The organism is Kribbella sp. NPDC049174 (assembly GCF_043197365.1).
In the GTDB taxonomy this organism is placed as follows: Bacteria; Actinomycetota; Actinomycetes; order Propionibacteriales; family Kribbellaceae; genus Kribbella.
On record NZ_JBICSZ010000007.1, the window covers coordinates 62,007 to 86,697 of the forward strand.

Annotated in this window: 21 protein-coding genes; 8 read left to right on the top strand and 13 right to left on the bottom strand. The window is 68.5% G+C overall.

Annotation, left to right across the window (positions count from 1 at the left end; translation table 11 throughout):
* The first annotated feature begins 13 nt into the window (after positions 1-13).
* Complete coding sequence (locus ACGFIF_RS30055) at positions 14-1,018, top strand: hypothetical protein (RefSeq protein ID WP_393159113.1); 1,005 nt, start codon at positions 14-16, stop codon at positions 1,016-1,018.
* Positions 1,015-2,427 (top strand): hypothetical protein, encoded by a 1,413-nt coding sequence (locus ACGFIF_RS30060; protein ID WP_393159115.1) that lies wholly within the window; start codon positions 1,015-1,017, stop codon positions 2,425-2,427. The genes ACGFIF_RS30055 and ACGFIF_RS30060 overlap by 4 nt, the downstream gene beginning before the upstream one ends.
* Here ACGFIF_RS30060 and ACGFIF_RS30065 read toward each other — a convergent pair.
* The 5 genes from ACGFIF_RS30065 to ACGFIF_RS30085 form a co-directional block, all read right to left on the bottom strand.
* Positions 2,404-4,443: a HelD family protein gene (locus tag ACGFIF_RS30065; protein WP_393159117.1), complete on the bottom strand. Its 2,040-nt coding sequence runs from the start codon at positions 4,441-4,443 to the stop codon at positions 2,404-2,406. The two genes, ACGFIF_RS30060 and ACGFIF_RS30065, sit on opposite strands and share 24 nt — an antisense overlap.
* Before the next feature lie 39 nt (positions 4,444-4,482).
* Positions 4,483-5,280 (bottom strand): phosphatase PAP2 family protein, encoded by a 798-nt coding sequence (locus ACGFIF_RS30070; protein ID WP_393159119.1) that lies wholly within the window; start codon positions 5,278-5,280, stop codon positions 4,483-4,485.
* 141 nt (positions 5,281-5,421) lie between these two features.
* Complete coding sequence (locus tag ACGFIF_RS30075; RefSeq protein WP_393159120.1) at positions 5,422-6,324, bottom strand: carbohydrate ABC transporter permease; 903 nt, start codon at positions 6,322-6,324, stop codon at positions 5,422-5,424.
* A complete protein-coding gene (locus tag ACGFIF_RS30080; protein WP_393159121.1) occupies positions 6,321-7,262 on the bottom strand; it encodes an ABC transporter permease in 942 nt (313 codons plus the stop codon). Before ACGFIF_RS30080 ends, ACGFIF_RS30075 begins: the two co-directional genes overlap by 4 nt.
* The gene (locus ACGFIF_RS30085; RefSeq protein ID WP_393159122.1) at positions 7,263-8,885 is read right to left on the bottom strand and encodes an ABC transporter substrate-binding protein; all 1,623 of its coding nucleotides are present in this window, start codon (positions 8,883-8,885) and stop codon (positions 7,263-7,265) included.
* A gap of 47 nt (positions 8,886-8,932) precedes the next feature.
* Between ACGFIF_RS30085 and ACGFIF_RS30090 the strand changes: the two genes are divergently transcribed.
* Genes ACGFIF_RS30090 through ACGFIF_RS30100 form a run of 3 tightly spaced genes read left to right on the top strand, consistent with a single transcriptional unit; the run spans position 8,933 to position 11,704 of the window.
* Positions 8,933-10,006 (top strand): exo-alpha-sialidase, encoded by a 1,074-nt coding sequence (locus ACGFIF_RS30090; RefSeq protein ID WP_393159123.1) that lies wholly within the window; start codon positions 8,933-8,935, stop codon positions 10,004-10,006.
* A complete protein-coding gene (locus ACGFIF_RS30095) occupies positions 10,003-10,968 on the top strand; it encodes a dihydrodipicolinate synthase family protein (protein WP_393159124.1) in 966 nt (321 codons plus the stop codon). The genes ACGFIF_RS30090 and ACGFIF_RS30095 overlap by 4 nt, the downstream gene beginning before the upstream one ends.
* A 25-nt stretch (positions 10,969-10,993) precedes the next feature.
* Positions 10,994-11,704, top strand: a complete 711-nt coding sequence (locus ACGFIF_RS30100; RefSeq protein WP_393159125.1) for a FadR/GntR family transcriptional regulator — start codon at positions 10,994-10,996, stop codon at positions 11,702-11,704.
* On the opposite strand, the gene ACGFIF_RS30105 is transcribed toward ACGFIF_RS30100, so the two are convergent.
* From ACGFIF_RS30105 to ACGFIF_RS30115, 3 genes are read right to left on the bottom strand one after another with little or no spacing between them, the layout of a single operon-like run.
* A complete protein-coding gene (locus ACGFIF_RS30105) occupies positions 11,693-13,345 on the bottom strand; it encodes a DNA repair helicase XPB (protein ID WP_393159126.1) in 1,653 nt (550 codons plus the stop codon). The two genes, ACGFIF_RS30100 and ACGFIF_RS30105, sit on opposite strands and share 12 nt — an antisense overlap.
* A gap of 35 nt (positions 13,346-13,380) precedes the next feature.
* Complete coding sequence (locus tag ACGFIF_RS30110) at positions 13,381-15,666, bottom strand: helicase-associated domain-containing protein (RefSeq protein ID WP_393159128.1); 2,286 nt, start codon at positions 15,664-15,666, stop codon at positions 13,381-13,383.
* Positions 15,667-15,700: 34 nt separating this feature from the next.
* Positions 15,701-16,525, bottom strand: a complete 825-nt coding sequence (locus ACGFIF_RS30115) for a GNAT family N-acetyltransferase (protein WP_393159129.1) — start codon at positions 16,523-16,525, stop codon at positions 15,701-15,703.
* 65 nt (positions 16,526-16,590) lie between these two features.
* On the opposite strand from ACGFIF_RS30115, the gene ACGFIF_RS30120 reads away from it, so the two are divergent.
* Entirely contained in the window at positions 16,591-17,364 is a 774-nt protein-coding gene (locus ACGFIF_RS30120) for an alpha/beta fold hydrolase (RefSeq protein ID WP_393159130.1), read from the top strand.
* Here the strand turns inward: ACGFIF_RS30120 and ACGFIF_RS30125 are convergent.
* The 4 genes from ACGFIF_RS30125 to ACGFIF_RS30140 all read right to left on the bottom strand — a co-directional run bounded on the left by ACGFIF_RS30125 (position 17,351) and on the right by ACGFIF_RS30140 (position 20,537).
* Positions 17,351-17,722 carry a DUF427 domain-containing protein gene (locus tag ACGFIF_RS30125; protein ID WP_393159132.1) on the bottom strand — a complete coding sequence of 124 codons (372 nt, stop codon included), beginning with the start codon at positions 17,720-17,722 and terminating at the stop codon, positions 17,351-17,353. The genes ACGFIF_RS30120 and ACGFIF_RS30125 overlap by 14 nt on opposite strands.
* Before the next feature lie 70 nt (positions 17,723-17,792).
* Positions 17,793-18,578, bottom strand: coding sequence for a metallophosphoesterase (locus ACGFIF_RS30130; protein WP_393159133.1), 786 nt, complete (start codon positions 18,576-18,578; stop codon positions 17,793-17,795).
* 7 nt (positions 18,579-18,585) lie between these two features.
* Positions 18,586-19,821: an Nramp family divalent metal transporter gene (locus tag ACGFIF_RS30135; protein ID WP_393159135.1), complete on the bottom strand. Its 1,236-nt coding sequence runs from the start codon at positions 19,819-19,821 to the stop codon at positions 18,586-18,588.
* A gap of 98 nt (positions 19,822-19,919) precedes the next feature.
* Complete coding sequence (locus tag ACGFIF_RS30140; RefSeq protein WP_393159136.1) at positions 19,920-20,537, bottom strand: SIMPL domain-containing protein; 618 nt, start codon at positions 20,535-20,537, stop codon at positions 19,920-19,922.
* 16 nt (positions 20,538-20,553) lie between these two features.
* On the opposite strand from ACGFIF_RS30140, the gene ACGFIF_RS30145 reads away from it, so the two are divergent.
* Positions 20,554-21,462: a DUF6454 family protein gene (locus ACGFIF_RS30145; RefSeq protein ID WP_393159138.1), complete on the top strand. Its 909-nt coding sequence runs from the start codon at positions 20,554-20,556 to the stop codon at positions 21,460-21,462.
* On the opposite strand, the gene ACGFIF_RS30150 is transcribed toward ACGFIF_RS30145, so the two are convergent.
* On the bottom strand, positions 21,455-22,918 hold the full coding sequence (locus ACGFIF_RS30150) for a restriction endonuclease (protein ID WP_393159140.1): 1,464 nt from the start codon (positions 22,916-22,918) through the stop codon (positions 21,455-21,457). The two genes, ACGFIF_RS30145 and ACGFIF_RS30150, sit on opposite strands and share 8 nt — an antisense overlap.
* Before the next feature lie 153 nt (positions 22,919-23,071).
* Between ACGFIF_RS30150 and ACGFIF_RS30155 the strand changes: the two genes are divergently transcribed.
* The gene (locus ACGFIF_RS30155) at positions 23,072-24,691 is read left to right on the top strand and encodes an AMP-binding protein (protein WP_393159142.1); all 1,620 of its coding nucleotides are present in this window, start codon (positions 23,072-23,074) and stop codon (positions 24,689-24,691) included.

The following is a 24,691-nucleotide window of genomic DNA, read 5'->3' on the forward strand; positions in this document are numbered from 1 at the left end:
CAGGCTAGCGGCCATGCGTCTTCTGGCCGCGCTGCTGCTGCTCACATCCACGGTGACGGGTCCCAACGACCCCACGCCGGTTGTCGACGGCTGGAAGACGTCTCCGGTGTACGTCGAGCCGACCCAGCGCTCACTCGTCCCGGACGAGGCTGCCGAGAAGCTGGCCGATCGGGTGAAGGACCACGAGCCGGCCATCCGGATCGCCGTGGTGCCGGCTGAGGCACTCAACGACGGCCGGCGGGACCGGACCGACTCGGCCCGGGCGTACGTGGACTCCGCCGTCGACAAGCAGGGGGCGGACGGGATCTACCTGGTCGTGTTCGGCGGTGCGGTGACGTGGGGAAGCGCGGTCGGGGTCGACGCCCCGATCGCCGACATCCTGGCCGACGAGTTGCGCAAGCACAGCCGGTCCGATGCGGTCGGCACGCTCAACGGGGTGCTGGACCAGCTCGACGTACCGAAGGCCTCGTCCGGTCCGCCGGCCTGGCTGTGGCTGGTGGCGGTCCTGCTGGTGCTGCTGGTCGGCGGTTGGTTCGGACTGCGCTGGTGGAGGTCCCGGCCGGACGAGGGACCGGCGCTGTACCGGCCGTCGTACGACGTACTGCCGGATGAGGCGGACACGCTGGTGGAGCGGCGGGCGCTGGCGCGGGAGGACGTCACGCGGTTCGGGGAGGAACTGGATACGGCGGACGTGCGTCTGGACGGCGTGGACACTGCGGCGGACGTGCAGGCGGCGATGGACGCGTATGCCGACGCGGGCCGGGTGGTCGACGGGGAGCCCGACGACGAGCAGTTGCGCGGGGTGCGTGCCACGGTCGGGTACGGCCGCTGGCGGCTGGCCAGTGCGCAGGCTCGGATCGCGGGGAAGCCCGCACCGAAGTGGCGGGCGCTGTGCTTCTTCAATCCCGCGCACGGGACCTCGGTGACGGACTGGACGTACACGCCACCCGGTGGGCGGCGCCGGGAAGTCCCGGTCTGCGCAGCCTGTCAGGACCGCCTCTCGGGAGTGACACGATGAAACGCCTGCTCGGAGCGATCGCACTGGTCGCGGCCGCCGTTCTGCCGGCCGCACCGGCCCACGCGGCCGAGGACCCGGACGCCTACATGAACACCGTGGCCGGACACCTCGGTGAGCCCGGTGTCTGGGTCGACCCGGATGTCGACGGGTTGACGGCGTCAGAGGCCGCGGCGCTGGACCGAGCCGCCAAGGGGGCCGGAGCGCCGATGCGGATCGCGGTGATCCCGGCCGCGAAGATCAACGTCGCCAAGTCCACGTACTACTCGACCCCCGCCTGGGAGGGTGAGGAGATCGCCGACCAGCTGTACGACCGGGTCGGTGTCGAGGGTGTGTACGCCGTCCTGGTGGACGCGACCTCGGAGTCCAAGGGCCGCGGGTTCCACGCCGTGCAGCGGGCCGACCACGGGCCGACGTACCACGTGGAAGACGCGGTGAACCAGGCGGTGGACTGCTGTGCGCCGGACTACGACGACATGCTGGTCAGGTTCATCGAGCGGGCGCAGGACGTGGACAAGCCGTTCTACGTCGACGCTGCGCCGTACGCCGGTGGTGTGGGCGGACTGATCGGGCTCTGGTGGGGTGTGACCGCGCTGAGTGCCCGGCGGACGCGGCGGAAGGACGAGAACGAGCACCTCGAGCTCACCCGGCCGCTGCTGACCGAGGAGATCATCGCGCTGTCGCAGCAGGTGTCCGCGTTGCCGACGACGTCCGACCCTGCGCAGTCCAAGCTCTCCAAGGACGTCCTCGACACGGTCGAGAAGGCTCGCCACCGCCTGGACGAGGCCAAAGGTGACACCGACATCGAGGCCGTCACCACGCTGCTGGGATCTGCCCGCTACGGACTGGTCTGCCTCGATGCGGTTCGCGCCGGGCAGCCGATCCCGGAGCCGACGGCGCCCTGCTTCTTCGACCCGCGTCACGGGCCCAGCGCGGCCGCGGTCGAGTGGCAGCCGGAGCGGGGGAGCGTCCGCGAAGTCGCCGTGTGCTCGGCCTGCAAGCAGCGGGCCGACGCCGGGGAGGAACCACAGGTCCGGATGGTGGAGCAGTGGAACGACCACCTGCGGCCGTACTGGATGGCCGGCGAGGACATGGCCGCGTACATCGACGGCTACTGGTCGCAGGGTGACGGCCGCCGCTGGTGGTTCCCCGACGACGAGGCGCGCCGTACAGCGGACCGGATGCGCAGCCGCTGGCACTCTCGTCGCCCTGGTGCCCGGCTCAGGCTCTGGAGCTCGGACGTGGGCAGCTCGGTCAGCAGTTGGTCGTCGTCCTCATCCAGCGGCTCAGATGACGACGGCTGGTCGAGCGGGAGCTCGAGGAGACGCTCCTGGTCGTCCCGCACCCGTTCCAGCGGCGGAGGCTCGTCCCGCCGCTCGTCGCGGCGCTCAGGCGGCTCCCGCGGTTTCTAGGACCACTGGCAGGTCCTCACTGTGCAGGACCGCCAGCGAGGTGACCGCACGGGTGAGGCAGACGTAGAGGCGGCGGAGGCCGGTGCGTTCGTCGGCCTCACCCGCGACGATGCCGGCCGGCTCGACCAGGACCACGTGGTCGAACTCGAGACCCTTCGCCAGTGAGGCCGGTACGACGTCCAGATGCGCATCGACGTCGTCCTCGTCGCCCAGCACCGAGAACACGATTCCCTTGTCCTGCAGGCTCGTCCGGGTCGCGGTCACCAGGGCGTCCGGCACGATCAGTCCGATGGATCCGAGGCGTTTCGACACGTCCACGACCGTCGAGATGGCGGCGGTGAGGCTGTCCGGTACGCGGGTGATGGTGAGCTCACCGCGTGCCCGCCGTACCGCGGTCGGAGGAGCCAGGTGTGGTGCGATCTGCGGGAGGAGGCGGGCGGCGTATTCGATCACCTGACCGGGCACACGGAAGCCTGCGGTCAGCTCCTCGGTGTGGGCGCCGGTCTTGCCCAGGTGCTTGAGCGCCTCGTCCCACGACGGCGTCGCCCACGGTGTGGTGCCCTGTGCGATGTCGCCGAGGACTGTCATCGAGCCGGTCGAGCACCGACGCCCGACCGCCCGCAACTGCATGGCCGACAGGTCCTGCGCCTCGTCCAGGACCACGTGCCCGAGTGACGGCGTACGGTCGACCAGATCGGCGACCTCGTCGATCAGGGTCGCATCGGCCACGGACCACTTCGCGGCACCGGCCGACCGGGGTGCCTTGTCCCAGAGCAGCAGCGCCTGCTCCTCGGCCGTGAGGATCCCGTCCGCGTGCTCGGCGAGCAGCTCCGGGTCGGTGAACAGCCGGAAGACCAGCTTGGCCGGGTCCACAGCCGGCCAGAGCGACTCGGCGTACTGCTTCACCGGACGGCTTCGTGCCACCGCGTCCTGCACCCGGTCGTCCGGGGAGTCACCGGCCGCCTCCATCCGCAGCAGTACGGCGTGCGCCAGCCGCTGCGGCAACATCGACCGGCCGGCGCCGTACCGGACGCCACGGGTCCGCAGCTCGTTGACCAGCTCCTCCGCCTGGTACGCCGCAACCCGCCAGCGATGCGACCCGCGCGGGACCACCAGCGGCTCCTTCGGCAGCTGCACCTGCGACCAGACGGCCCGGTGCAGCACTTCGGCCATCCGGGCATCGCCCTTCAGTACGTCGACCGCCGCGGCACCCGGCCCGGCGACGCGCACCCGCGCGACCAGCTCCTCGACGGTCGTCTGCTTCGCCTCGATCTCACCCAGCGCGGGGAGGACGTCACCGATGTAGCGGAGGAAGCTGGCGTTCGGCCCGACCACGAGCACTCCGGCCCGGCTGAGCTGGTCCCGATAGGCATAGAGCAGGTACGCCGCCCGGTGCAGGCCGACCGCGGTCTTCCCGGTCCCGGGTGCTCCTTGGACGCAGATGGTGTCTTCGACTCCGGCGCGAACGATCACGTCCTGCTCGGGCTGGATGGTCGCGACGATGTCCCGCATCGGGCCCGAACGCGGGCGCTCGATCTCGCCCTCAAGAATTGAACTAGTCAGGATGTCGCTGTGCTCGTCGGCCGCGGCGGCCGAGGTCAGGTCCTCGTCCTCGAAGGCGGTCATCTCGCCGTGCGTGAAGCCGAACCTGCGCCGGATGCCGACACCCATCGGCTCGGTCCGGCTGGCCCGGTAGAACGGCACCGAGATGTCCGCCCGCCAGTCCACCACCAGCGGCTCGCCCCGGTCGTCGTTCACGTGCCGGCGGCCGATGTGGAACGTTTCTTCGGTCGGCTCGAGATAGTCCAGCCGGCCGAAGAACAGCGGGACCTCGGGGTCGTCCTCGAGCTCCTTCATCCGCCGCCAGATCGCGGCCCGCAGGAACTCGGTGTTCACCCGGTCCGCGCTGTGGATCTCCAGCGCACCGGTCTTCTCCCGCATCACCGCGAGCGCGGCGCGCGAGGTCTTCAGGTAGTCCTTCTCGGCCTGGAGGATGTCGGTCGTTTCTGGGGGCACAGCGAACCTCCGGCAGGGGGTGTGGGAAGCCTCGCCACGTTACTTGAGCACCCGGCGGAGGGAAACCGAATTACGGGTGCGCAGCCGGTCCTCGTGCAGGCCGGGGCGGAGCAGCAGCGGCAGGCTGACCGCGAGCAGGAGCAGTGCCACGATCCCGTCCAGCCAGTAGTGATTGGCCGTCACCACGACCACCCCGAACGTGATGATCGGGTGGGCCAGCCACAGCCAGCGCCACTTCGAGCGGGCGATCAGGATCATCGACAAGGCGATCAGCGCGGCCCAGCCGACGTGCAGGCTGGGCATCGCGGCGAACTGGTTCGCCACCCCGCCGGAGCGCTCGGCGCCGTAGACCGACTGGCCGAACTGCAGGCCGGTGTCGATGAAACCGGGCATCATCCGCGGCGGCGCGAGCGGGAACACGATGTGCCCGATCAGTGCCAGCGCGGTGACCGACACGATCGTCCAGCGGACGTGCGTGTAGGCCCGCGGCCGCCAGATGCTCAGCCAGAGCAGAACGGCGGCGGTCAGCGGTGCGTGGACACTGGCGTAGTAGAGGTTCGCTCCCTCGACCAGTTGAGGAACCTTCAGCGCCGCCTGCTGGATCGAGGCTTCGTTCGGCAGGTGCAGCCAGTTCTGCAGGGCGAGGATCTCGCGGGCGTGGTCGAACGCGGAGCCGGTGTGCTTCGCGGCGATCTGCCGGCCGAGACTGTAGACGAGAAAAAGGGTGGCCAACAGGACCGCTTCCCGTACCACCCGCCAGACAACCGGGCCGGACCTCGTGTCCCGCCCCTCGCCGTCCCCACCGATCCCCACCCGCTCCAGCGCCTGTGTCCCCATGGTTTTCGACGGTACCTGGCGTTCCCTCAGGATTTGCCCAGGCGCAACCCTGGCGTTGCCCTGGGCAACCCCTGGTGACGCTCAGGGCCACCGTTCGTGACGTGTCCGTCACGTCGTCGCGATCAGCTCTTGACGGTCGAATCAGCCCTTCACGGCGCCGGTCAGCACACCCTTGGCGAAGTGCCGCTGCAGGAACGGGTAGATGATCAGGATCGGCACGATCGAGACGACCAGGATCGCCATCTGGATCGACGCCTGCGGTGGGAGCAGTTCGGTACCGAGCTCGGCACTGCCCAGTTGGGTGTCGTTGATGACATACGTGCGCAGCACCAGCTGCAACGGCCACAGCTTGCTGTCGTTCAGGTACAGCAGGGCACTGAAGAACGCGTTCCAGTACGCCACCGCGTAGAACAATCCGATCACCGACAACACCGCCTTCGACAGCGGCAGCACGATGTAGCCGAACGTCTTCAGCTCACCCGCGCCGTCGATCCGGGCGCTCTCGGTGATCTCGTTCGGCAGGTTCATGAAGAACGCGCGCAACACGATCACGTTGAACGCGCTGACCATCGTCGGCACGATCAGCGCCCAGATGCTGTCCAGCAGCCCGACCCCCTTGACCACCAGGTACGTCGGGATGATGCCGGGGGAGAACAACATGCTGAACAGGATCACCAGCAGGATCGGCCGCCCGGCCGTGAACGACGGCCGGGACAGCGCGTAAGCGAGCAGGCAGGACACGGTGAGGCTGAGCGCCGTACCGACCACTGTCACGAACACGCTGACGAACAGCGCCTGGGTCACCACACCGCCGGCGAACAGCGACTGGTAGGCGGCGAAGCTGACCGACTCCGGGAACAGGACCAGCCCGCCGGACTCGTTGATCTGTTTGTTCGGCGCCACGCTGGTCGAGATCACCCCGACGAACGGGACGATCACCACCGCGCAGAACACCAGCAGGACGAGCCCTTTGAAGGCCCGCATCGGCCAGGACGGCATCGGTACGCCGTTCACGATTCTGCGCTGCCCGGTCGTGGTCGTCATCGCTGGTACACCCCCTGCTCGCCGAAGATGTGCGCCACCTTGTTCGCCGCCAGCACCAGCGCGACGCCGACGAGGCCCTTCACCAGCCCGACCGCGGCGGCCACGCCCCACGCACCACCGATCACGCCGTTGTTGTAGACGTACGTGTCCAGTACTTCGCTGATGTCCCGGCCGACCGCTTGTTGCTGCAGGATGATCTGCTCGAAGCCGACGGTGAGCGAGTCGCCGAGCCGCAGGATGAACAGCAGGATGATGATCCCGCGCAACCCCGGCAGCGTGACGTGCCACAGCTGCCGCATCCGGCTCGCGCCGTCGACGCTGGCCGCCTCGTAGAGCTGGGAGTCGATCTGGGACAGCGCGGCCAGGAACAGGATCGTCGCCCAGCCGGTGTCCTTCCAGATGATCTGCGACGTCAGCAGCACGTGGAACAGCTCGGAGTTCCCGATGATGTTGATCGTGGCCAGGTCGTGCGACCGCAGGTAGTTGTTCAGCAACCCGCTGCCGCCCAGCATCTGCTGGAACAACGCGACCACGATCACCCAGGACATGAAGTGCGGCAGGTAGAGGATGCTCTGCGCGATCCGTTTGATCCGCTCCGAGAACAGTGAGTTCAGCAGCAGCGCGAGCAGGATCGGGGCCGGGAACACGAAGATCGACTGCAGGCTGGTCAGGATCAGGGTGTTCTTCAGCGCCCGCAGGAAGGCCGGGTCGCCGTTGAAGATCACCCCGAAGTTCGCCAAGCCGGACCAGTCGCTCCCGCTGATGCCGAGGAACGGCTGGTAGTCCTTGAACGCGATCACGTTCCCCAGCAGCGGCACGTAGTGGAACGCGATGATCAGCGCGGTCCCGGGCAGCGCGAACAGCAGCAGCACCCGGTCCCGGAGCAGCCGTTGCCCCAGGCTCAGCTGCCGCGGTCGCGTTTTGGATCGCTGGAGCATCTACTTCCCTGCCGCGTCGGTGAAGGCCTTCTCGAGCTCGGAGCGCATCGTGTCGCCGCCCGAGGACTTCCAGGTCTGGACCGCCGCCGTCCAGTCCGACACCGGCTTCTTGCCCTGCACGATCTGGCCTTCCAGGTCGGTCATCGTCTTGGCCAGCTGCGTCTGCTTCTTCGACTGGGTGTCGGAGTAGAGGCCGTACGACGCGTCGTACACGAGCCGCGACGCCACCTTCGCCTGGATGGCGTGCTGCTTCTGCGGTACGTCGGGCTTGCCCGCCCAGTAGAGCGCCAGCGCGGAGTCGCTGATGTACTGCAGGCCGATACCGGTCTCGACCACCCCGGTCTTGGTCGGCACCGGGTCCGTGCCCTTCAACGCGTAGTGCCGGCCCGCGACGCCGTACTTGCGAAACAGGTACTCCTCGGTGCCGAACGGTGCGGCCATCCAGTTGGCGATCTTCAGCAGGGTGTCGGCCGAGTGCTTGCTGTCCTTGCTGAACGAGGTGATGTTGTTCAGCGCCGAGCCCATCCAGGGCGCGCCTTCACCGCCGTCGAAACCAGGGACGTCGAGCATGTTCACCGCGAACGCATCACCGGCGGTGTTGTCGGAGTAGTACTGGTTCCAGGCGACGAAACTGTCGTAGTCGAAGGCGGCGATCCCGCCGTTGAACCACTGCTTGCGGGCGCTGGCCTTGTCGTTGAACGCGTCCGGGTTGATCACACCGGCCGCGACCATCTTGCGGCCCGCCTCGAGCGCCTCGAGCTGCGCCTCGTGCTCGTACATCGAGGTGAACTTGCCGCCGTCGGACTTCCAGACGTTCGGGATCTCGAGCATCTGCCGGATGGTCGACAGCGGCACCCGGGTCCAGGCCCACTTGTTCTGCTTGGCCGCGGTCATCTCCTTGGCCAGGTCGAAGAACTCCTGGAAGTTCTTCGGCGCCGGGTCCTTGATGCCCTTCGCCGCGAGCAGGTCCGCGCGGTAGAGCGGCAGTGAGGTCCGGGACATCCCGCGCGGCACCGGGACGCCGTAGATGGCGCCGTTGAAGACGCAGCCCTTCCAGTACTCGGTCGGGATGTTGGCCAGGAACGGGTACTTCTTGACCGCGTCGCCGGACAGTTGCTCGGTCAGGTCCATGCACTTGGCCTTCACCAGGCCGGGGATCTGCACGGTGTCGACCGGGATGTTGAGGATGTCGGGCAGGTCGCCGCCGGCGATCCGGGTGGCGAACTTGTCCTTGTACTCGTCGTTCGACGCCATGCTGATCTGCAGGTCGGAGCCGAGCCGCTCGTTCACGGCCTGCCAGAACTGGTTCTTGTCCAAGGCCGGCGGGATCGCACCGGGGATGTTGGTCATGAACGTGATCGGCTTGCCGTCGCCCGGCGCCTCGGCGATCGCCCGGACCGGGTTCGCCGGGTACTTCAAGAACCCGTCCAGGACGATGTCGGTCCCGGGCAGGTCGGGCGTGATGTCGCCGTACTTGGTGTAGGTCGGCAGTTTCACGGCCAGGTTGGCGGCGGCCGAGTTCTTCTTGTCCGAAGCACACCCCGCCAGCAGCGGCGTACCGGTGACCGCGACAGCGGCGGCGGCCAGACCACCGCCGAGGAATGTTCTTCTGCTGACTGGCATGAGGCCTCACTTCCATCGGAGGGCCACACCATGACATAGTACGTCCTATGTCTTCAAGAGTCGGCGCGGAGGAAATCGCCCTACCGGTGTTCGATCCGGCCGGTAGCGGCTACCACACGTTCCGGATCCCGTCGGTCGTGGCGCGGGGCGAGCTGGTGCTCGCCTTCTGCGAGGGACGGCTGCACGGATCCGGCGACGCGGGCGAGATCGAGGTCGTGCTGCGTCGCTCACTCGACGGCGGACGGACGTGGCTGCCGCTGCAGGTGGTGTCCGCGGTTCCCGGCAAGACGTGCGGGAACCCGGTGCCAGTGATCGACCCGGCCAGCGGGGACATCGTGCTGGTCACGGTGCAGAACGGCGCTCACGCGGTCGAGATGTCGCTTGCTCGCGGCACCGATCCGGAGTCCGGCCGGCGGGTGTTCGTCCAGCGGTCGGCCGATGACGGTGCCACCTGGAGCGACACGATGGAGATCACGTCCCAGGTCAAGCTTTCCGACTGGGGTTGGTACGCGACCGGGCCGTGCCACGGGATCACGCTGGCCAACGGGCGTCTCGTCGTACCGGCGAATCACTCGTTCGTGCCCTCGGAGCCGGTCGACGACCTGATCCGGTTGAACGGCGGGCACTGCATCGTGAGCGATGACGGTGGGCACACCTGGTCGGTCGGGTTCGTCGATCGCAACGACGGCGCCGAGATCAACGCGAACGAGACGACCGTCGCCGAGTTGCCGGACGGACGGTTGTACTTCAACGCCCGCAACCACCGGGGCACCGGACCGGCCCGAGTGCATGCGTGGTCTTCGGATGGCGGTACGACGCTCGATGCGCCGTACACCGGGATCCCGGAGGTCACGGCGCCGGGGATCCAGGGCAGCGTGCTCGCGCTGCCTGACGGGCGGTTGCTGCTGTCGACGCCGGTCGACCCTTCGAGTCGTCGGGAGCTGACGGTGTTCGTGAGTGACGATGCCGGCCAGTCGTGGCGGCCGGGGGTCGTCGTGCACCCCGGGATGGCCGGCTACTCCGATCTGGTTCTGCTGCCCGACGGTCGTATCGGGATCTTCTACGAGGCCGGTGAGACGTCCTCGTTCGCGACCTTGCAGTTCGCCACATTCGCCTTATGACGTTGGGAGACCCCTTGACCGACCCCGCCCACGACGCAGCCCAGTTGACCGGCGTCGTACCGCCGCTCGTCACCCCGCTCACACCCGAGCTCGACGTCGACACCGCATCGCTGGCCCGGTTGATCGATCATCAGCTGACCGGTGGCGTGGACGGGGTGTTCGTGCTCGGCACCTCCGGTGAAGGCACGTTCCTGACCGACGAACAGCGGCAGGTCGTGCTGGAGACCACCATGGCTGAGGTGTCAGGTCAGGTGCCGGTGCTGGCCGGTGTCATCGACACGTCGACCGCCCGGGCCGGTGCGCACCTGTCGGCCGCGTTGAAGGCCGGTGTGGACGGTCTGGTCGCGACCGCGCCGTTCTACGCCGCCACGCATCCGGCCGAGATGGAGCGGCACTTCGTCCGGCTGGCCTCGCTGGCCGGCGACACGCCGCTGTACGCGTACGACATCCCGCCGCGGGCCGGGGTGAAGCTGCCGGCGTCGTTGATGATCGAGCTGGGTCAGCGCGGTGTCATCGCTGGTGTGAAGGACTCCAGCGGGCAGGAGGCGAGTCTGCGTCGGTTGGTGCTGGACCGTCGGGACGCCGGGCTGACCGGGTTCGCGATCATGACCGGGTCGGAGGTGACGGTCGACTCCTCGCTGGCCTTCGGCGTCGACGGCGTCGTACCAGGGCTGGGGAACGTGGATCCGGCCGGGTACGTGCGGTTGTACGACGCGGTGGCCGCAGGGGACCTGACTGCGGCGCGGGCCGAGCAGGACCGGCTGATCCGGCTGTTCGAGATCATCGACGTGGCGGACCGGAGCCGGATGGGGGCGAGTTCGGCCGCGCTGGGTGCGTTCAAGGCCGGGCTGTACCTGCTCGGCGTGATCGCGTGCCCGGTGACGGCGTACCCGTCGATCCCGCTCGACGAGGCCGAGATCGCCGCAGTCCGCCCCCTGCTGGACCGAGCCGGATTACACTGAGCGGTCCTAGACGAGGAGGCCGGCAGTGACAACGGGTGGGCTCAGCCGGGCACGCGGTGCGGCGGGAAATCAGTCCTTCATCCGCGACCAGATGAAGTCGTACATCCTGGAGCGCGGACTGAAGGCGGGTGACCCGCTGCCCAACGAGCAGGAGCTGATGGCTCAGCTCGGTGTCGGCCGGCACCCGTTGCGTGAGGCGATGAAGGCACTGCAGGCGGTCGGCATCATCGAGATCCGGCACGGCTACGGCACGTACGTCGGCGAGGTGTCACTGCAGTCGCTCGAGGACGGGCTCGCGTTCCGGATGTCGCAGTCGATGGCCGGCGACCTGCGCGACGTCCAGAACGTTTTGGAAGTCCGCCAGGCCATCGAGGTCGGCCTGGCGGAGGACGTGGTGGCGCATTTCAGTGCGCACGGGTACGACTCGTTGGAGTCGATCGTCGAGCGGATGGAAGCCAAGGCCGAGTCCGGGGAGTACTTCCCGGATGAGGACTGGGCGTTCCATCAAGCGTTGTACGAGCCGCTGGGTAACGCGTTGGTGATCGACTTGCTCAGTGTTTTCTGGCGCACGTTCGCGCAGGTCGACGTACGTTTGCCGGGCGCCCGCTACTCACCGGCTGACGCCGCTGCCTGGCACCGCGACCTGCTGAACACCTTGAAGACCGGTGACGCTGACGCGTTCGCCCGCTCCATGAAGCAGCACTTCCACGGCATCCACACTCGCCTAGGCGAATAAGTTCTCCGCGTCCACGATCGTGTACGCATAACCCTGCTCGGCCAGGAAACGCTGGCGGTGGGCGGCGAACTCGGCGTCGACGGTGTCGCGGGCGACGATGGAGTAGAAGCGGGCGGTGCGGCCGTCGCCCTTGGGGCGGAGGACGCGGCCGAGGCGCTGGGCCTCTTCCTGGCGGGAGCCGAAGGTGCCGGAGACCTGGATGGCGACGGACGCCTCGGGCAGGTCGATGGAGAAGTTGGCGACCTTGCTGACCACCAGCCGGTTGATCTCGCCCTGGCGGAACGCCTCGAACAGCCGCTGCCGTTCGCGGACCGTCGTCTCGCCCTTGATCACCGGGCACTCCAGCCGCTCGCCGAGCTCGTCCAGCTGGTCGATGTACTGACCGATCACGAGCAGCGGCTCACCGTCGTGGTGCTCGGCGATCCGCCGTACCAGCCTCGACTTCGCCGGGGTCGACGCGGCCAGCCGGTAGCGGTCCTCCGGCTCCGCGGTCGCGTACACGAACCGTTCGGTCTGCTCCAGGTCGACCCGCACCTCGATGCAGTCGGCCGGTGCGATCCAGCCCTGCGCCTCGATGTCCTTCCACGGTGCGTCGTACCGCTTCGGGCCGATCAGCGAGAACACGTCGCCCTCGCGGCCGTCCTCGCGGACCAGGGTCGCGGTCAGTCCGATCCGCCGCCGGGTCTGCAGGTCGGCGGTCATCCGGAAGATCGGCGCCGGCAGCAGGTGCACCTCGTCGTACACGATCAGGCCCCAGTCCCGCGCGTCGAACAGCTCCAGGTGCGAGTAGACGCCCTTCCGGCGGGTCGTCATCACCTGGTACGTCGCGATGGTCACCGGGCGGATCTCCTTGCGGGCACCGGAGTACTCGCCGATCTCCTCCTCGGTCAGGCTCGTGCGCTTCAGCAGCTCGTCCTTCCACTGCCGTGCGGACACCGTGTTCGTGACCAGGATCAGCGTGGTCGCGGATGCCTGGGCCATCGCAGCCGCGCCGACGATCGTCTTACCGGCACCACAGGGCAGTACGACGACACCCGAGCCGCCGTGCCAGAACGAGTCCACTGCCTGCTGCTGGTACGGGCGCATGTCCCAGCCGTCCCGGACGAGCTCGATCTTGTGCGTCTCGCCGTCGACGTACCCAGCCAGATCCTCAGCGGGCCAGCCGAGCTTCAGCAGGGTCTGCTTGAGGTGACCGCGCTCCGACGGGTGCACCAGCACGGTGTCGTCGTCGATCCGCGCACCGAGCATCGGCTTGACCTTGGCGCTGCGCAGTACCTCCTCCAGCACCGGCCGGTCGGTGGTGACGAGCACCAGACCGTGCTGCGGGTGCTTCTCGAGCCGCAGCCGTCCGTAGCGGTCGAGGGTCTCCGCGATGTCGACCAGGAGCGAGTGGGGGACGGGGTAGCGGCTGTAGCGCAGCAGAACATCAATCACTTGCTCGGCGTCGTGGCCGGCCGCCCGTGCGTTCCACAGTCCCAGTGGTGTCAGCCGGTAGGTGTGCACGTGCTCCGGGGCTCGCTCCAGCTCAGCGAACGGCGCGATCGCCTTCCGGCAGTCGGTTGCGTCCGGATGTGCAGTCTCGAGCAGAAGCGTCTTGTCCGACTGCACGATCAGAGGACCGTCTGTCACTGCATCTCCCATTCACCGATGTCCGACCTTCCATTGTGCCTCAGGGGTCAACTGACCGGCCTGGCGGTGGAAATGCGGTGCAGCGCGTAGGTCCTGGGTTGGTCGGCGCCCTCGTCGTACGCGGTGAGCCAGCCGTCGGCTACCCGGACGGGTTCGACGATGCGTTCGGAGGCGGTGCCGTTGTGGTCGACGTACGAGATCCAGGTGCGGGTGTGCGCCTCGGCCGCGTTGGCCAGGACACCGATGGTCTCGGCCGGGGCGGTGGGCTCGACCAGACCTTCGTCGGCCGGTCGTTCGGCGGCGAGCCGATCGCCGGCCCGAACCTTCTCGATCACGGCCTTCACCTGGTCGTCCGTGAGGTCGAGCGGGCTGTCGGCGAAGTCCCGGCTGGTACGACGACGTGGAGCGTCACCACGACGTGTCGCCGCACCCGTCACGTGCACAACCCCGTCGAACGTCTCCGCAAGCGGTGCAAGACCTGCCTCACGCAACCGGCTCAGCACGATGTCCGGCGGCGATGGCGACACCACCACTGTCGGAGCCAGGCGACGGAACCGGAGACCCGGCAAGTTCGAGTTGAGCAGGTGGGTGAGCACGTCCTCGTCATCACAGCGCAGGTACGTCGACGCCGTACCAATCCGCAGTACGCCGTGACGCCGGGCAACGTCGTCGATGAGGTAGGTGAGTGGCTGGGGGACCGGTGTCCGTGAGTGCTCGGCCAGCCACTTGTGCAACTGATCCGCGGTCCGGCCGAGGTCGAAGGCACGTCGCACTGAGCTCTCACTGAACCTGTAGACCGCTGCGCCGCCGTGCGACTCCACGTCGGCCATGGCAGACAACTCGTCCTGCACTGTGCGGACCAGTGGGCCGGGAGCTACCGCGGTGAGGTCGGCCTGGAGGAGCACCTCCGACACCGGCTCGGGGACCAGCGAGCGGATCGCGTCGGCCAGGTCGTCAGATGTGGGTTCTGCCTCCAGCAGCGGTCGCGCGTGCTTCGCGAGCGCGCCGAGGCCAGTCAGACCGAGTAGTGCGGCCTCAGTGATGGTCCACTCGACCAGGTCGTCGCGGAACTGCCCACCACGTCGTGGCCGGTGCCAGGCGACCCAAGTGACCACGGACTCGGCGGCGGGCGCCGTACCGAGTTCTGCTTCAGCCAAGGCTTGCAGGGCGAGCACACGAACCTCTGGGGCCAGCAGCCGTTCCAGGTCGGGTGCCAGTGCGTTGATGAGTCGCTCGCGTGCTGCGGCCGTCGCACCACCACTGTCCCGCCGGCCGATCAGTCCGATCGCTCTCATCCCGGTGAACCAGGCCATGACGAGCTGCGCCCAGCGGTGTGCGAGGTCCTGCTCCAGCCAGTCGTCGTACGAGCTCGTCGGCAGCCAGAACTCGTTGGTGCCTACCTCCACGGCGGCAACGAGTCCCGCGGCGTACGCGATCTCCAGCACGGCTGCGGCCGTGTGGTCCTCCGCACCGATCTTGCCGGCCAGGTTGCGCAGCTCACGCACACCGATGCCGCCAGTGCGCAGGACTGGCGGTGGCTCGGTGCCGAGCTGCTCCAGTGCACGGTCAACCTGCCGCACGAGGTCGAGTGCCGCGCCTGCTGCCGCACGGTCTGCGATCGCTGCCGACACCTTCTTGCCGTCCAACGGTGGCGGCGCAGGGCGGGTCGACGCGAGCACCCGTCCACCACGAAGGTGCAGCCCGATCTGCCGCGGCAGCACGACAGTGTTGGGGTCCTTCGGTACGACGAGACCGCGCGCGAGCAACCGCTCGACCGGCGTACGGGCCGACGCGATCGTCACCGGCCGCTCGGCCTTCTCCACCGAACCGGTCGGCGGACCCCAGGTCAGCTTGTCCAGCACCTCACGGGCATCCGGACCGGCCTCATCGATCAGCTTGTCCAGATCACCGAAGTGCCTGGTGGTGATCGGCCCCAGACCGGCCGGTGTCGGGCCGAGCAGCTCGTGGACGGCGCGGATGGGCCGGAGGTCGTCCTCGGTACCCCACACCAACGCCAGCTCGAGCAACTCGGCCACCCGCGGCCGCACGACCTCAGCCGATTGAGCCACTCCAGTCGCCAAAGCCGCCAGATCCACCGGCTCCGGCAGCGCCGACAGTGCCTCCAGCAAATCGACACCGAATTCGTCGAGCCGGTTGATCGCCCGCGCGGCCGACGCGTTGGTCGTCGCCCGGGCCGCCAGCTGACTGGTGTCCGCAGGGATCGGCATCGCCAGGTCCGGACGCCGCTGCAGTAACTGACCGAGCGCAGCGTCGTCCCAGGTACGTAACGCCTCCGCGAGGGTACGTGGGCGGCTCCGCTCGGTTGTGCTCATCCCTACAACGGTACGGCCCTGTCCCTACCGACCACTACTCGGCGGCTCCTGCGGTGCCGATGCGGTGGAAGCCGACGCGTTCGTAGACGGCCGCGACCGCCTGGTTCTCCGCGGACAGAAGGACGAGTTCGACGTCGTTGGCGAAGGCATGCTCGACCAATACGGACGTGACGGCCGCGGCCAGGCCCCGGCGACGCTTGGAGGGCAGCGTGGCGACTCCGACGATCTCCGTGGTGGAGCCGACCGGCTGGTGTTGCCCGCTGGCGACCAGGCCGTCGTCGGTGAACGCGGCCGCCGACACGGTGACGCCGTCGCGAACCCGGCCCAGTACCGCGTCGATCATTTCGTCCGGCATCTCGGCCGCTTTGGCGTCGCGTTCGGCCGGTCCGGCCGCGCCGATCGCCGTACCGGGGTCACCGAAGGCGAGTGACGCGACTGCCCGGGCCTGCCGAAGGACAGCCTCCTCCGCGGGCAGGATCTCGCAGCGCGCCGCGGCGGTCGCCGGGCGGAACTCGTCACGCTCGAGCACGAGCAGGGGGTGTTCGATCACGGTCAGCCCGGCCGCGGCGGCCGCGGGGCCCAGCGACGGGCAGGTCTCGACGACCCATTCGAAGCTCAGCGGGATGCCGAGCTCCTCGCACCGGGATCGCACCGCCTCGATGTCGGAAGGCTCGATGGTCAGACCGGAGCCCGGGTCCGGGCGGGCGTAGTACGGCCAGACCGTCGTACTGCGAAAGAGCGTGAACGGCCCGATCTGCTCGGCGATCGCGTTGGACAGCGGGACCGCGTGCAGGTATTCGTCGACTCTGGTGATCATCGCGAGGCAGTTCATCACCCCGGCGAGACGGGCGCCAGGCATTATGTCGAAGCTCGCACCCCGGCTCCGACGTTCCCCTCGTCAGCGACGACACGAGGAGGACTGACATGCAGACGGTGACTTCGGCGGACGGTACGACGATCGCGTACGAACGCCAGGGCAGCGGGCCACTACTGGTCCTGGTCGCGGGCGCGCTGTGCGATCGAGGTGCGCTGCGCCCACTGGCCGACGAACTGGCCAAGGACTACGACGTGGTGACCTACGACCGGCGCGGCCGCGGTGACAGCGGCGACAACAGGTCGTACCTCGTCCAGCGCGAGGTCGACGACATCGGCGCGCTGCTCACGGCCCTCGGCGGTACGGCGGCTGTCTACGGCCACTCGTCGGGCGCAGCGCTCACCGCCGTGGCTGCGGGGACGGGCCTGCCGTTCACGCAGGTGGTGCTGCACGAGCCGCCGTACGGGCCGGACGACGTCGACACCGGGGACGAGGGCGCGCAGGTGATCGAGTTGATCGCCGCCGACCGGCGTCGCGAGGCCGTCGAGCTGTTCCTGATGCTCGCGGGGATGCCGAAGGAGGCCGCACTCGAGACCGCGGCCGCGCCGGGTATGGCGGACCTCGCGCCGACGCTGGCGTACGACTTCGCCGTGATGGACCACGCCTCACCCGGTGGGCGAGTACCCGTCGACCTGCTCGGCCGGATCACGCAGCCGACCCTCGTCCTGGCCGGGACCGCGTCGCCGCCGTTCATGGTCGACGCGGCGCACCGGATCGTGAAGGAGTTGCCGGCCGCGACACTGTCCGAGCTGACCGACCAGGATCACGTCGTACCGCCGGAGATCCTCGCGCCCGTGCTGCGCGAGTTCTTCAGTCGGCGATGATCTCGATCGACACCCGGTCCGGGTAGAAGGCCAGGTACTCGCGGATGTCGGCGACCGCGTCGTACGGCTGCTCGTAGGTCCACACCGCGTTCACCCCGGCCGCGCCGGCGGGGAGGACGCTGTAGTACGACGCGTCGCCCTTGTACGGGCAGTAGGTCCGGTGCTCGGTGCGCTCGAGCAGCGTCAGGTCGACGTCCTTGCGCGGGATGTACTGGACCGCGGGGTAGCTCGCCTCCTGCAGCGACAACGCGTCCCGGGTGTCCGCGATCACCTGCTCACCGGCCTTCACCACCACCCGATCCGGGTTCTTCCCCACCGTGATCGGGTGGTCCGGACCAGGAATCTTCTTCTCCGCCATCAACGTCTCCCAAGGGGCGCGGTTCGCCGTCAACCTTTCAACAACCCGGGATGGTGGGGTGGCATTCCCGCTAGAGCGGTTCGAGTTCCACCACCAGGCAGGGGCCGCCGTCGAAGGCGCCGCCGTCGATGCCGAGGACGAGGTCGTCGGCGTACAGGAGAGGCTCGGTCAGGTATGCCGGGTCGATGCCGAGCTGGTCGGCGACGATGCTGTGGCCGTGCACGATGCGGTGGCCGCCGAGGTGCCGCAGCATGATGGACGCCACCTCGGACCCGTTCGGGCCGCGGAAGGCGTACCGCGACGTCATTCGCCGCCAGATCTCCCACCAGACCACGATGTCGTCACTGTGCAGCTCGGCGCTCGCCGCGGCGTTGATCTGATCGATCGAGTCGCCCCACTCGACGTACTCCGCGGTGTCGGAGTGCATCAGCAGGTGACCCGCGTCCAGTCCGAGCATCGGCTGGTCCAGCAGCCAGGCGACGTCGTCGTCGGTGAGCAGTTCCTGGTCGCGGTCCTGGCCGCCGTTGAGCACCCAGGACCGTTCGAAGCTGCGGGTGGTGATCCCATCGTGCGGGACGAAGGTATCGCCGAATTTGTGCATCCCGAGCGCGAGGATCTCGTGGTTGCCGAGCAGCACCCGGATGTCCCCGGCCGGCGCCTGCTCGATCAGCTTGCGGACCATGCGGAGTACGCCGATCCCGTCCGGGCCGCGGTCGAAGAAGTCGCCGAGGAACCACAGCCGGGCGTCCAGGCCGGGCCAGTTGCCGTCGGCATCGGTCAGCCCGGCCGCCCGGAGCGAGGCCGCGAGCTTCTCCGGGTGACCGTGGATGTCACTCACCGCATAGACAGCTGTCATCCCGGCGTCATCCCCTGAACGTCAGCACGATGAGTACGACGTTGAGCACCGAGACGGCGGTCGCTACCAGGCATGCGGCGAGAGTAGTCGCCCACCGGTTGACGAAGTCGCCCATGACGCGCCGGGACGCGGTCAATCTGACCAGCGGCCAGAGTGCACACGGGATCCCGAAGCTCAGCACCACCTGGGAGACCACCAGGGCCCGGCTGGGGTCGATGCCGATCGCAAGGATCAGCAGCGCCGGCAGCAGCGTGACCAGCCGCCGGACCGCGAGCGGGACGTGGCGTCGCCAGAATCCCTCCAGGATCACCGAGCCGGCGTACGTGCCGACCGATGACGACGCGAACCCGCTGGCCAGCAGGGCAAGCGCGAACAACAGCGCCGGCACCTCACCGAGCCGGACGCCGATCGCACTGTGCGCGGCGTCGAGCGAATCGGCGCCGGTGCCGTCGAGCGCGGCCGCGGCGACAACCACCATCGCGAGGTTCACCGCGCCGGCCAGCGCCATCGCGACGGCCACATCCAGCCGGGTGGCCCGTAGTACGCGAGTCTTGCCTTCCTCCGAACGCAGGGTCTTCCAGTGCCGGTCGGTGACGAGGGCGCCGTGCAACCAGATCGCGTGCGGCATCACGGTCGCGCCGAGCATGCCGGCCGCCAGCACCAGCGACTCGGTGCCGTCGAGCCGCGGCACCAGGCCGCCGATCACACCGGCCGCGGACGGCTCCGACTGCACCGTGGACACCACGAACCCGACCAGTACGACGGCGAGCAGCCCGATGATCGCCGCCTCGAACGGCCGCTGCCCCCGCTTCGACTGATAGATCAGCAACCCGAACGACACCGCGCCGGTGATCACACCGCCGAGCAGCAGCGGGATCCCGAACAGCAGGTTCAGTGCGATCGCACCGCCGACCACCTCGGCCAGATCGGTCGCGATCGCCACCAGCTCGGCCTGCGCCCAGAGGCCGCTCGATGTGGACCGCTTGAAGTGGTCACGGCACAACTGGGGGAGCGTCCGCCCGGTCGCGATACTCGCCTTGGCCGCCAGATACTGCACCAGGACGGCCATCAGGTTCGCCCCGACGACCACCCAGCAGAGCAGATAGCCGTACGTCGCCCCGGCCGCGATGTTGGTCGCGAAGTTGCCCGGATCCACGTACGCGACGGCCGCAACGAAGGCCGGTCCGAGCAGTAACAGCCCGGACCGGTTGAGTTGCCGCCTCCACGGCGCCGGCGCATACATGAGAGAAGTCTCTACGACGGTGCAAGCAACGCAACCCCAGGCCGCGGTCAGGTGCCGACGCGGTCAGGTGCCGGGAGACTACCTCACTAGACCGGAAATCAGGCCCAGGAGAAATGCACCTCGAGCGAGACGTGAACGGAATGGTCTCCAGGTGTGATGTTGATGGCGGAGTCGAAGGCCGCCTTGCCGGCCAGCGGCACGGCTTCGTGCAGCGGGATGTGGCCGCGGGTCTCGGAGATCGACGTGACGGAGCCGAGGGAGTAGCCGGCCAGGGCGGCGAGCTCCTCGGCCTTGACCCGGGCCTGGCGGAACGCGAGCTCGCGGGCCCGGGTCAGCAGCTCGGTCTTGTCCTCGATGTCGAACTCGAGTGCGTTCAGGCCCAGACTGTTGCCACCGGCATCCACCGCCGCGTTGAGCAGCCGGCCGAACCCGGTCAGGTCCTTCGTCGTCGCGGTCAGCATGTGCGAGCCGCGGTAGCCCGGCGACGTGCCGTGCTCCCGGTACTCCTGGTAGACGTTCACGGTGGTGGTGGCGAGGTCGGACGCCTCGATGCCCTGTTCGCGCAATGCGGCGATGACCGCGTCCGTCCGTTGCCCCACCTGCGCGACGGCCGTGGCGACGTCCGGCGCGACATGCTCGACGCTGAACGAGATCCGCAGTACATCCGGCGGCGCGCTCACCTGCCCCGACCCGACAACACTCACCCCTGTGTCCATGCAGGCAGTCTTGCACGTGAACGAGCGCAGCGAGTTCGCCATCCAACGCTTCCCCTGGCCATCGGAGTCTGATCACCTGGTGTCGGCCCGGGCGTTCGAGGCGACCACGCGCAGTACGGCGTGGACTCAGGTGGCGCGGATCCCGCTGCGCTTCCCGACGTACCATCCGCAAGGGTTCGCGCTGGTGGGTGACCTGATCTTCCTGTCCAGCGTGGAGGTGACCGAGGCGCCGGTGCGGTATCCGCAGCCGGTGGACGGGTACGACCGCAGCCCGGGCAAGGGGATCGGGCACCTGTTCGTGCTCGATTGGCAGGGCAAGCTGCTGAAGGACATCCGGATCGGCGAAGGTACGGCGTACCACCCGGGCGGCATCGACTACGACGGGCAGAACGTGTGGATCCCGGTCGCGGAGTACCGGCCGAACTCGCGCGCGATCGTCTATACCGTCGACCCGAAGACCTACCGCGTCACCGAGCGCTTCCGGGTGAAGGACCACGTCGGCGGCGTCGTCCGCGACCGCACCACCGGCAAGGTCCACGGCGTCAGCTGGGGCTCCCGCACCCTCTACAACTGGACCACCACCGGCCGCCAGTTGCAGTCCACGCCGAACGAAAGCCACCTCCTCGACTACCAGGACTGCGACTACGTCTCCCGCGGCAAACAACTCTGCGGCGGCGTCACCGGTCTCCCCACCGCCACCGGCGGCACCTACGACCTGGGCGGCCTCGCCCTCCTCGACCTCCGCACCAACCGCATCCTCCACGAGATCCCCTTCCCCTACTTCTCCCCGGCCGGCCACAACGCCACCCGCAACCCCGTAGCCCTGGAAACCACCCCCACCAAACTCCGCCTCTACACCGCCCCCGACGACGGCGAAGACCCCACCGGCACCGAAATCCAGGTGTACGAATCCCCGCTCAGCTAGCGCGGCGGATGATTCGGGCCGGGATGTCGTGGAGGTGGCAGAGGGAGAGGAGGGTGGTGCCGTCGATGAGTTGGAGGGGTTTGCCGGTGGCGAACTGGTAGCTGGACGGGCCGAAGCCGCTGGTGGTGATGAGGATGCCTTTGGTGGCGCCGGCGTCGAGGACGGTGCCGAAGAGGTCGCGGACGGCGGACGGCGGGACGGTGCGGGTCCAGAGCTTGGCCTGTACGACGAACTTGCCGCCGGTGATCGGCCGTGGGTCGTAGGCCACGCAGTCGATCCCGCCGTCGTGACCCCGGCGGAACAGTCGTGTCTCCAGGCCCATCCGGGCGAGCAGGTTCTGCACCAGGTGCTCGAAGGACTCGGGGCTCAGTTCGAGGAGGTTCGGCCGGCTGTCGATCTCGCTCAGTACGTCGACCGGCTCGATCGTCCGTGGATCCGCCAGGTCGAACTCCAGCACCGGCTCCACCGGCTGCAACTCCTCCGGGTGCCGTGACACCTCCGCCGAGAAGTAGTGCCGCACACACGCGACCGGGTCCAACTGGTCCAGGACCAACGCCTTGAACTGCTCCCGCGTCGCGCGCAACGTGATCAGGCACGGCCGCACGGTCTGCCCGGTCGGCAGGTCCACCGACTCGACCATCCCGTTGAACACCACCGTGTCCACCACGCCGTACCGGTCACTGCCGAACACCAGATGCAACGCCCGCAACGCCAACTGGGCAACGAGTTGCTGGTAGAGCACCCGCATTTCCTGTGAAGGCCGCGGCACCGAGATCACCGCGTCCCGATCCCGGTCGTACCGGTACGAAGCCTCGGCGGGTACGACGCTCACACCCGGCAACTCCCACTCGACCGCGAGCAGCGTGGACTCGGGCACGTACCCGACCCGTCGCCGACGGGGGAAGTCGAGCGGCTCGGCCACCCGATCCAGCGCCTTCTGGAAGTACTTGCTGACCGCCGCGCGGTCCCGGTTCTCCACTGCCCGTTGGTACGCCTCGATCCGGGCATGCTGCTCCGCGGTCGCCTCGTCGAGCCGGCGCTGTTGCTCGACCTGGTCCCGCACCGCGCGAGCCACCCGCTCACGCCGGTTCTCCTCGAAGGCCCGGTGTCGCTCGATCGCCTCGGCGAACCGGTCCTCGGCCGCGGCCAGCCGGCACGCGTACCGCCGCTCCGCGCCCCACCAGCGGAAGCGACCCGGCGAGTGCGGCACGAACGCCGCCCAGACCGGGCCCGGATGCGGCTCGAGATCGGCCGGTGACACCGTCGGCGGCGCCCGCCGGGGCGCCCGTTTCAGGGTCTGCAGATCGGTGCCGTGGACATCGATCGCGAGTGCGTCGGCGAGCACGTTGCCCAGGGCCCGGACGCGCTCGACCACCGCAGCGGTTCGCTGTGCCGCCTCCGCGGTACGTCCCGGCGGCCGATCGCTGCGGGCCTGACCTTCCAAGGAACGGCCCATCGCCTCACACCTCTCTACATCAATGTAACCGGCTCGCCACGCTCAGCGACCGATATGACGGAGAGTTGGTAAGGACATTGCTTGCCGTCCACCCCCTGTTTCCTGCCGCACGTGCAGTTGCTCGCGCGCCCACGGCGCGTGACGATGGCCGTTATGAACCTGCCTTCCTATGCGTCCGGGGTGTCCGAGGTTCCGTTGCTGGGTGAGACGATCGGCGCGAATCTCAGACGGACGGTCGGCAGGTACGGCGATCGCGACGCGCTGGTGGAGGTCCAGACCGGAAGGCGCTGGACGTACGCCCAGTTCGGCGCCGAGGTGGACCTGGTCGCGCGCGGCCTGCTGGCCCACGGGATCGCCAAGGGTGATCGAGTCGGCATCTGGGCCCCGAACTGCGCGGAGTGGACGATCACGCAGTACGCGACCGCGATGATCGGCGCGATCCTGGTCAACATCAACCCGGCGTACCGGACCCACGAGCTGGCCTACGCGCTGAACCAGTCCGGCGTCCGGCTGCTGATCTCGGCGACCGAGTTCAAGACCAGCGACTACCGCGCGATGGTCGACGAGGTGCGCACGGACTGCCCGGCGCTCGAGGAGACCGCCTACATCGGCACCGGCGACTGGGACGAGCTCAGGGCTTCCGGCGATCGCGTCACCGAGGCCGAGCTGCACACTCGCGAGGCGGAGTTGGCCTTCGACGACCCGATCAACATCCAGTACACCAGCGGCACCACCGGCTTCCCCAAGGGCGCCACGCTGAGCCACCACAACATCCTCAACAACGGGTTCTTCGTCACCGAGACGATCGCGTTCACCGAAGCGGACAGGCTGTGCATCCCGGTGCCCTTCTACCACTGCTTCGGCATGGTGATGGCCAACCTCGGCTGTACGACGCACGGCGCCTGCATGGTGATTCCCGGGCCGGCGTTCGACCCGGCGGCGACGCTGAAGGCGGTCCAGGACGAGCGGTGCACCGGCCTGTACGGCGTACCGACGATGTTCATCGCCGAGCTCGGGCTGCCGGACTTCGCGTCGTACGACCTGACGTCGTTGCGGACCGGGGTGATGGCCGGATCCCCGTGCCCGATCGAGGTCATGAAGCGCTGCGTCGCGGACATGCACATGGCCGAGGTGGCGATCTGTTACGGCATGACCGAGACGTCACCGGTGTCGACGCAGACCCGTCGCGACGACGACCTGGATCGCCGTACGTCGACCGTCGGGCGGGTGATGCCGCACGTCGAGGTGAAGCTTGTCGACCCGGCCACCGGCCTCGTCGTCCCCAGGGGTGAGCCCGGTGAGCTGTGCACCCGTGGGTACTCGGTGATGCTCGGGTACTGGGACGAGCCGGAGAAGACCGCGGAGGCGATCGACCAGGCGCGCTGGATGCACACCGGCGACCTGGCGGTGATGCGCGAGGACGGGTACGTGAACATCGTCGGCCGGATCAAGGACATGGTGATCCGCGGCGGCGAGAACGTGTACCCGCGCGAGATCGAGGAGTTCCTCTACACCCACCCGGCCGTCGCCGACGTCCAGGTGGTCGGCGTACCGGATGCCAGGTACGGCGAGGAACTCTGCGCCTGGATCAAGCTCAAGCCCGGCGCCGACCCGCTCGACGCGGCCGCGATCAAGGAGTTCGCCACCGGCAAACTGGCCCACTTCAAGATCCCGCGGTACGTCCTCCTGGTCGACGACTTCCCGATGACGGTGACCGGCAAGATCCGCAAGGTCGAGATGCGCGAGAAGTCGGTCGAGCTCCTCGGGCTCTGA

Bases quoted from the DNA above. Each gene is read 5' to 3' on its own strand.
- ACGFIF_RS30090 (WP_393159123.1), top strand. From the start codon at position 8,933: ATGTCTTCAAGAGTCGGCGCGGAGGAAATCGCCCTACCGGTGTTCGAT.
- ACGFIF_RS30115 (WP_393159129.1), bottom strand. From the start codon at position 16,525: ATGCCTGGCGCCCGTCTCGCCGGGGTGATGAACTGCCTCGCGATGATC.
- ACGFIF_RS30150 (WP_393159140.1), bottom strand. From the start codon at position 22,918: ATGGGCCGTTCCTTGGAAGGTCAGGCCCGCAGCGATCGGCCGCCGGGA.
- ACGFIF_RS30135 (WP_393159135.1), bottom strand. From the start codon at position 19,821: ATGTATGCGCCGGCGCCGTGGAGGCGGCAACTCAACCGGTCCGGGCTG.
- ACGFIF_RS30130 (WP_393159133.1), bottom strand. From the start codon at position 18,578: ATGACAGCTGTCTATGCGGTGAGTGACATCCACGGTCACCCGGAGAAG.
- ACGFIF_RS30070 (WP_393159119.1), bottom strand. From the start codon at position 5,280: ATGGGGACACAGGCGCTGGAGCGGGTGGGGATCGGTGGGGACGGCGAG.
- ACGFIF_RS30055 (WP_393159113.1), top strand. From the start codon at position 14: ATGCGTCTTCTGGCCGCGCTGCTGCTGCTCACATCCACGGTGACGGGT.
- ACGFIF_RS30085 (WP_393159122.1), bottom strand. From the start codon at position 8,885: ATGCCAGTCAGCAGAAGAACATTCCTCGGCGGTGGTCTGGCCGCCGCC.
- ACGFIF_RS30105 (WP_393159126.1), bottom strand. From the start codon at position 13,345: ATGGGAGATGCAGTGACAGACGGTCCTCTGATCGTGCAGTCGGACAAG.
- ACGFIF_RS30095 (WP_393159124.1), top strand. From the start codon at position 10,003: ATGACGTTGGGAGACCCCTTGACCGACCCCGCCCACGACGCAGCCCAG.
- ACGFIF_RS30080 (WP_393159121.1), bottom strand. From the start codon at position 7,262: ATGCTCCAGCGATCCAAAACGCGACCGCGGCAGCTGAGCCTGGGGCAA.
- ACGFIF_RS30125 (WP_393159132.1), bottom strand. From the start codon at position 17,722: ATGGCGGAGAAGAAGATTCCTGGTCCGGACCACCCGATCACGGTGGGG.
- ACGFIF_RS30120 (WP_393159130.1), top strand. From the start codon at position 16,591: ATGCAGACGGTGACTTCGGCGGACGGTACGACGATCGCGTACGAACGC.
- ACGFIF_RS30140 (WP_393159136.1), bottom strand. From the start codon at position 20,537: ATGGACACAGGGGTGAGTGTTGTCGGGTCGGGGCAGGTGAGCGCGCCG.
- ACGFIF_RS30075 (WP_393159120.1), bottom strand. From the start codon at position 6,324: ATGACGACCACGACCGGGCAGCGCAGAATCGTGAACGGCGTACCGATG.
- ACGFIF_RS30060 (WP_393159115.1), top strand. From the start codon at position 1,015: ATGAAACGCCTGCTCGGAGCGATCGCACTGGTCGCGGCCGCCGTTCTG.
- ACGFIF_RS30155 (WP_393159142.1), top strand. From the start codon at position 23,072: ATGAACCTGCCTTCCTATGCGTCCGGGGTGTCCGAGGTTCCGTTGCTG.
- ACGFIF_RS30110 (WP_393159128.1), bottom strand. From the start codon at position 15,666: ATGAGCACAACCGAGCGGAGCCGCCCACGTACCCTCGCGGAGGCGTTA.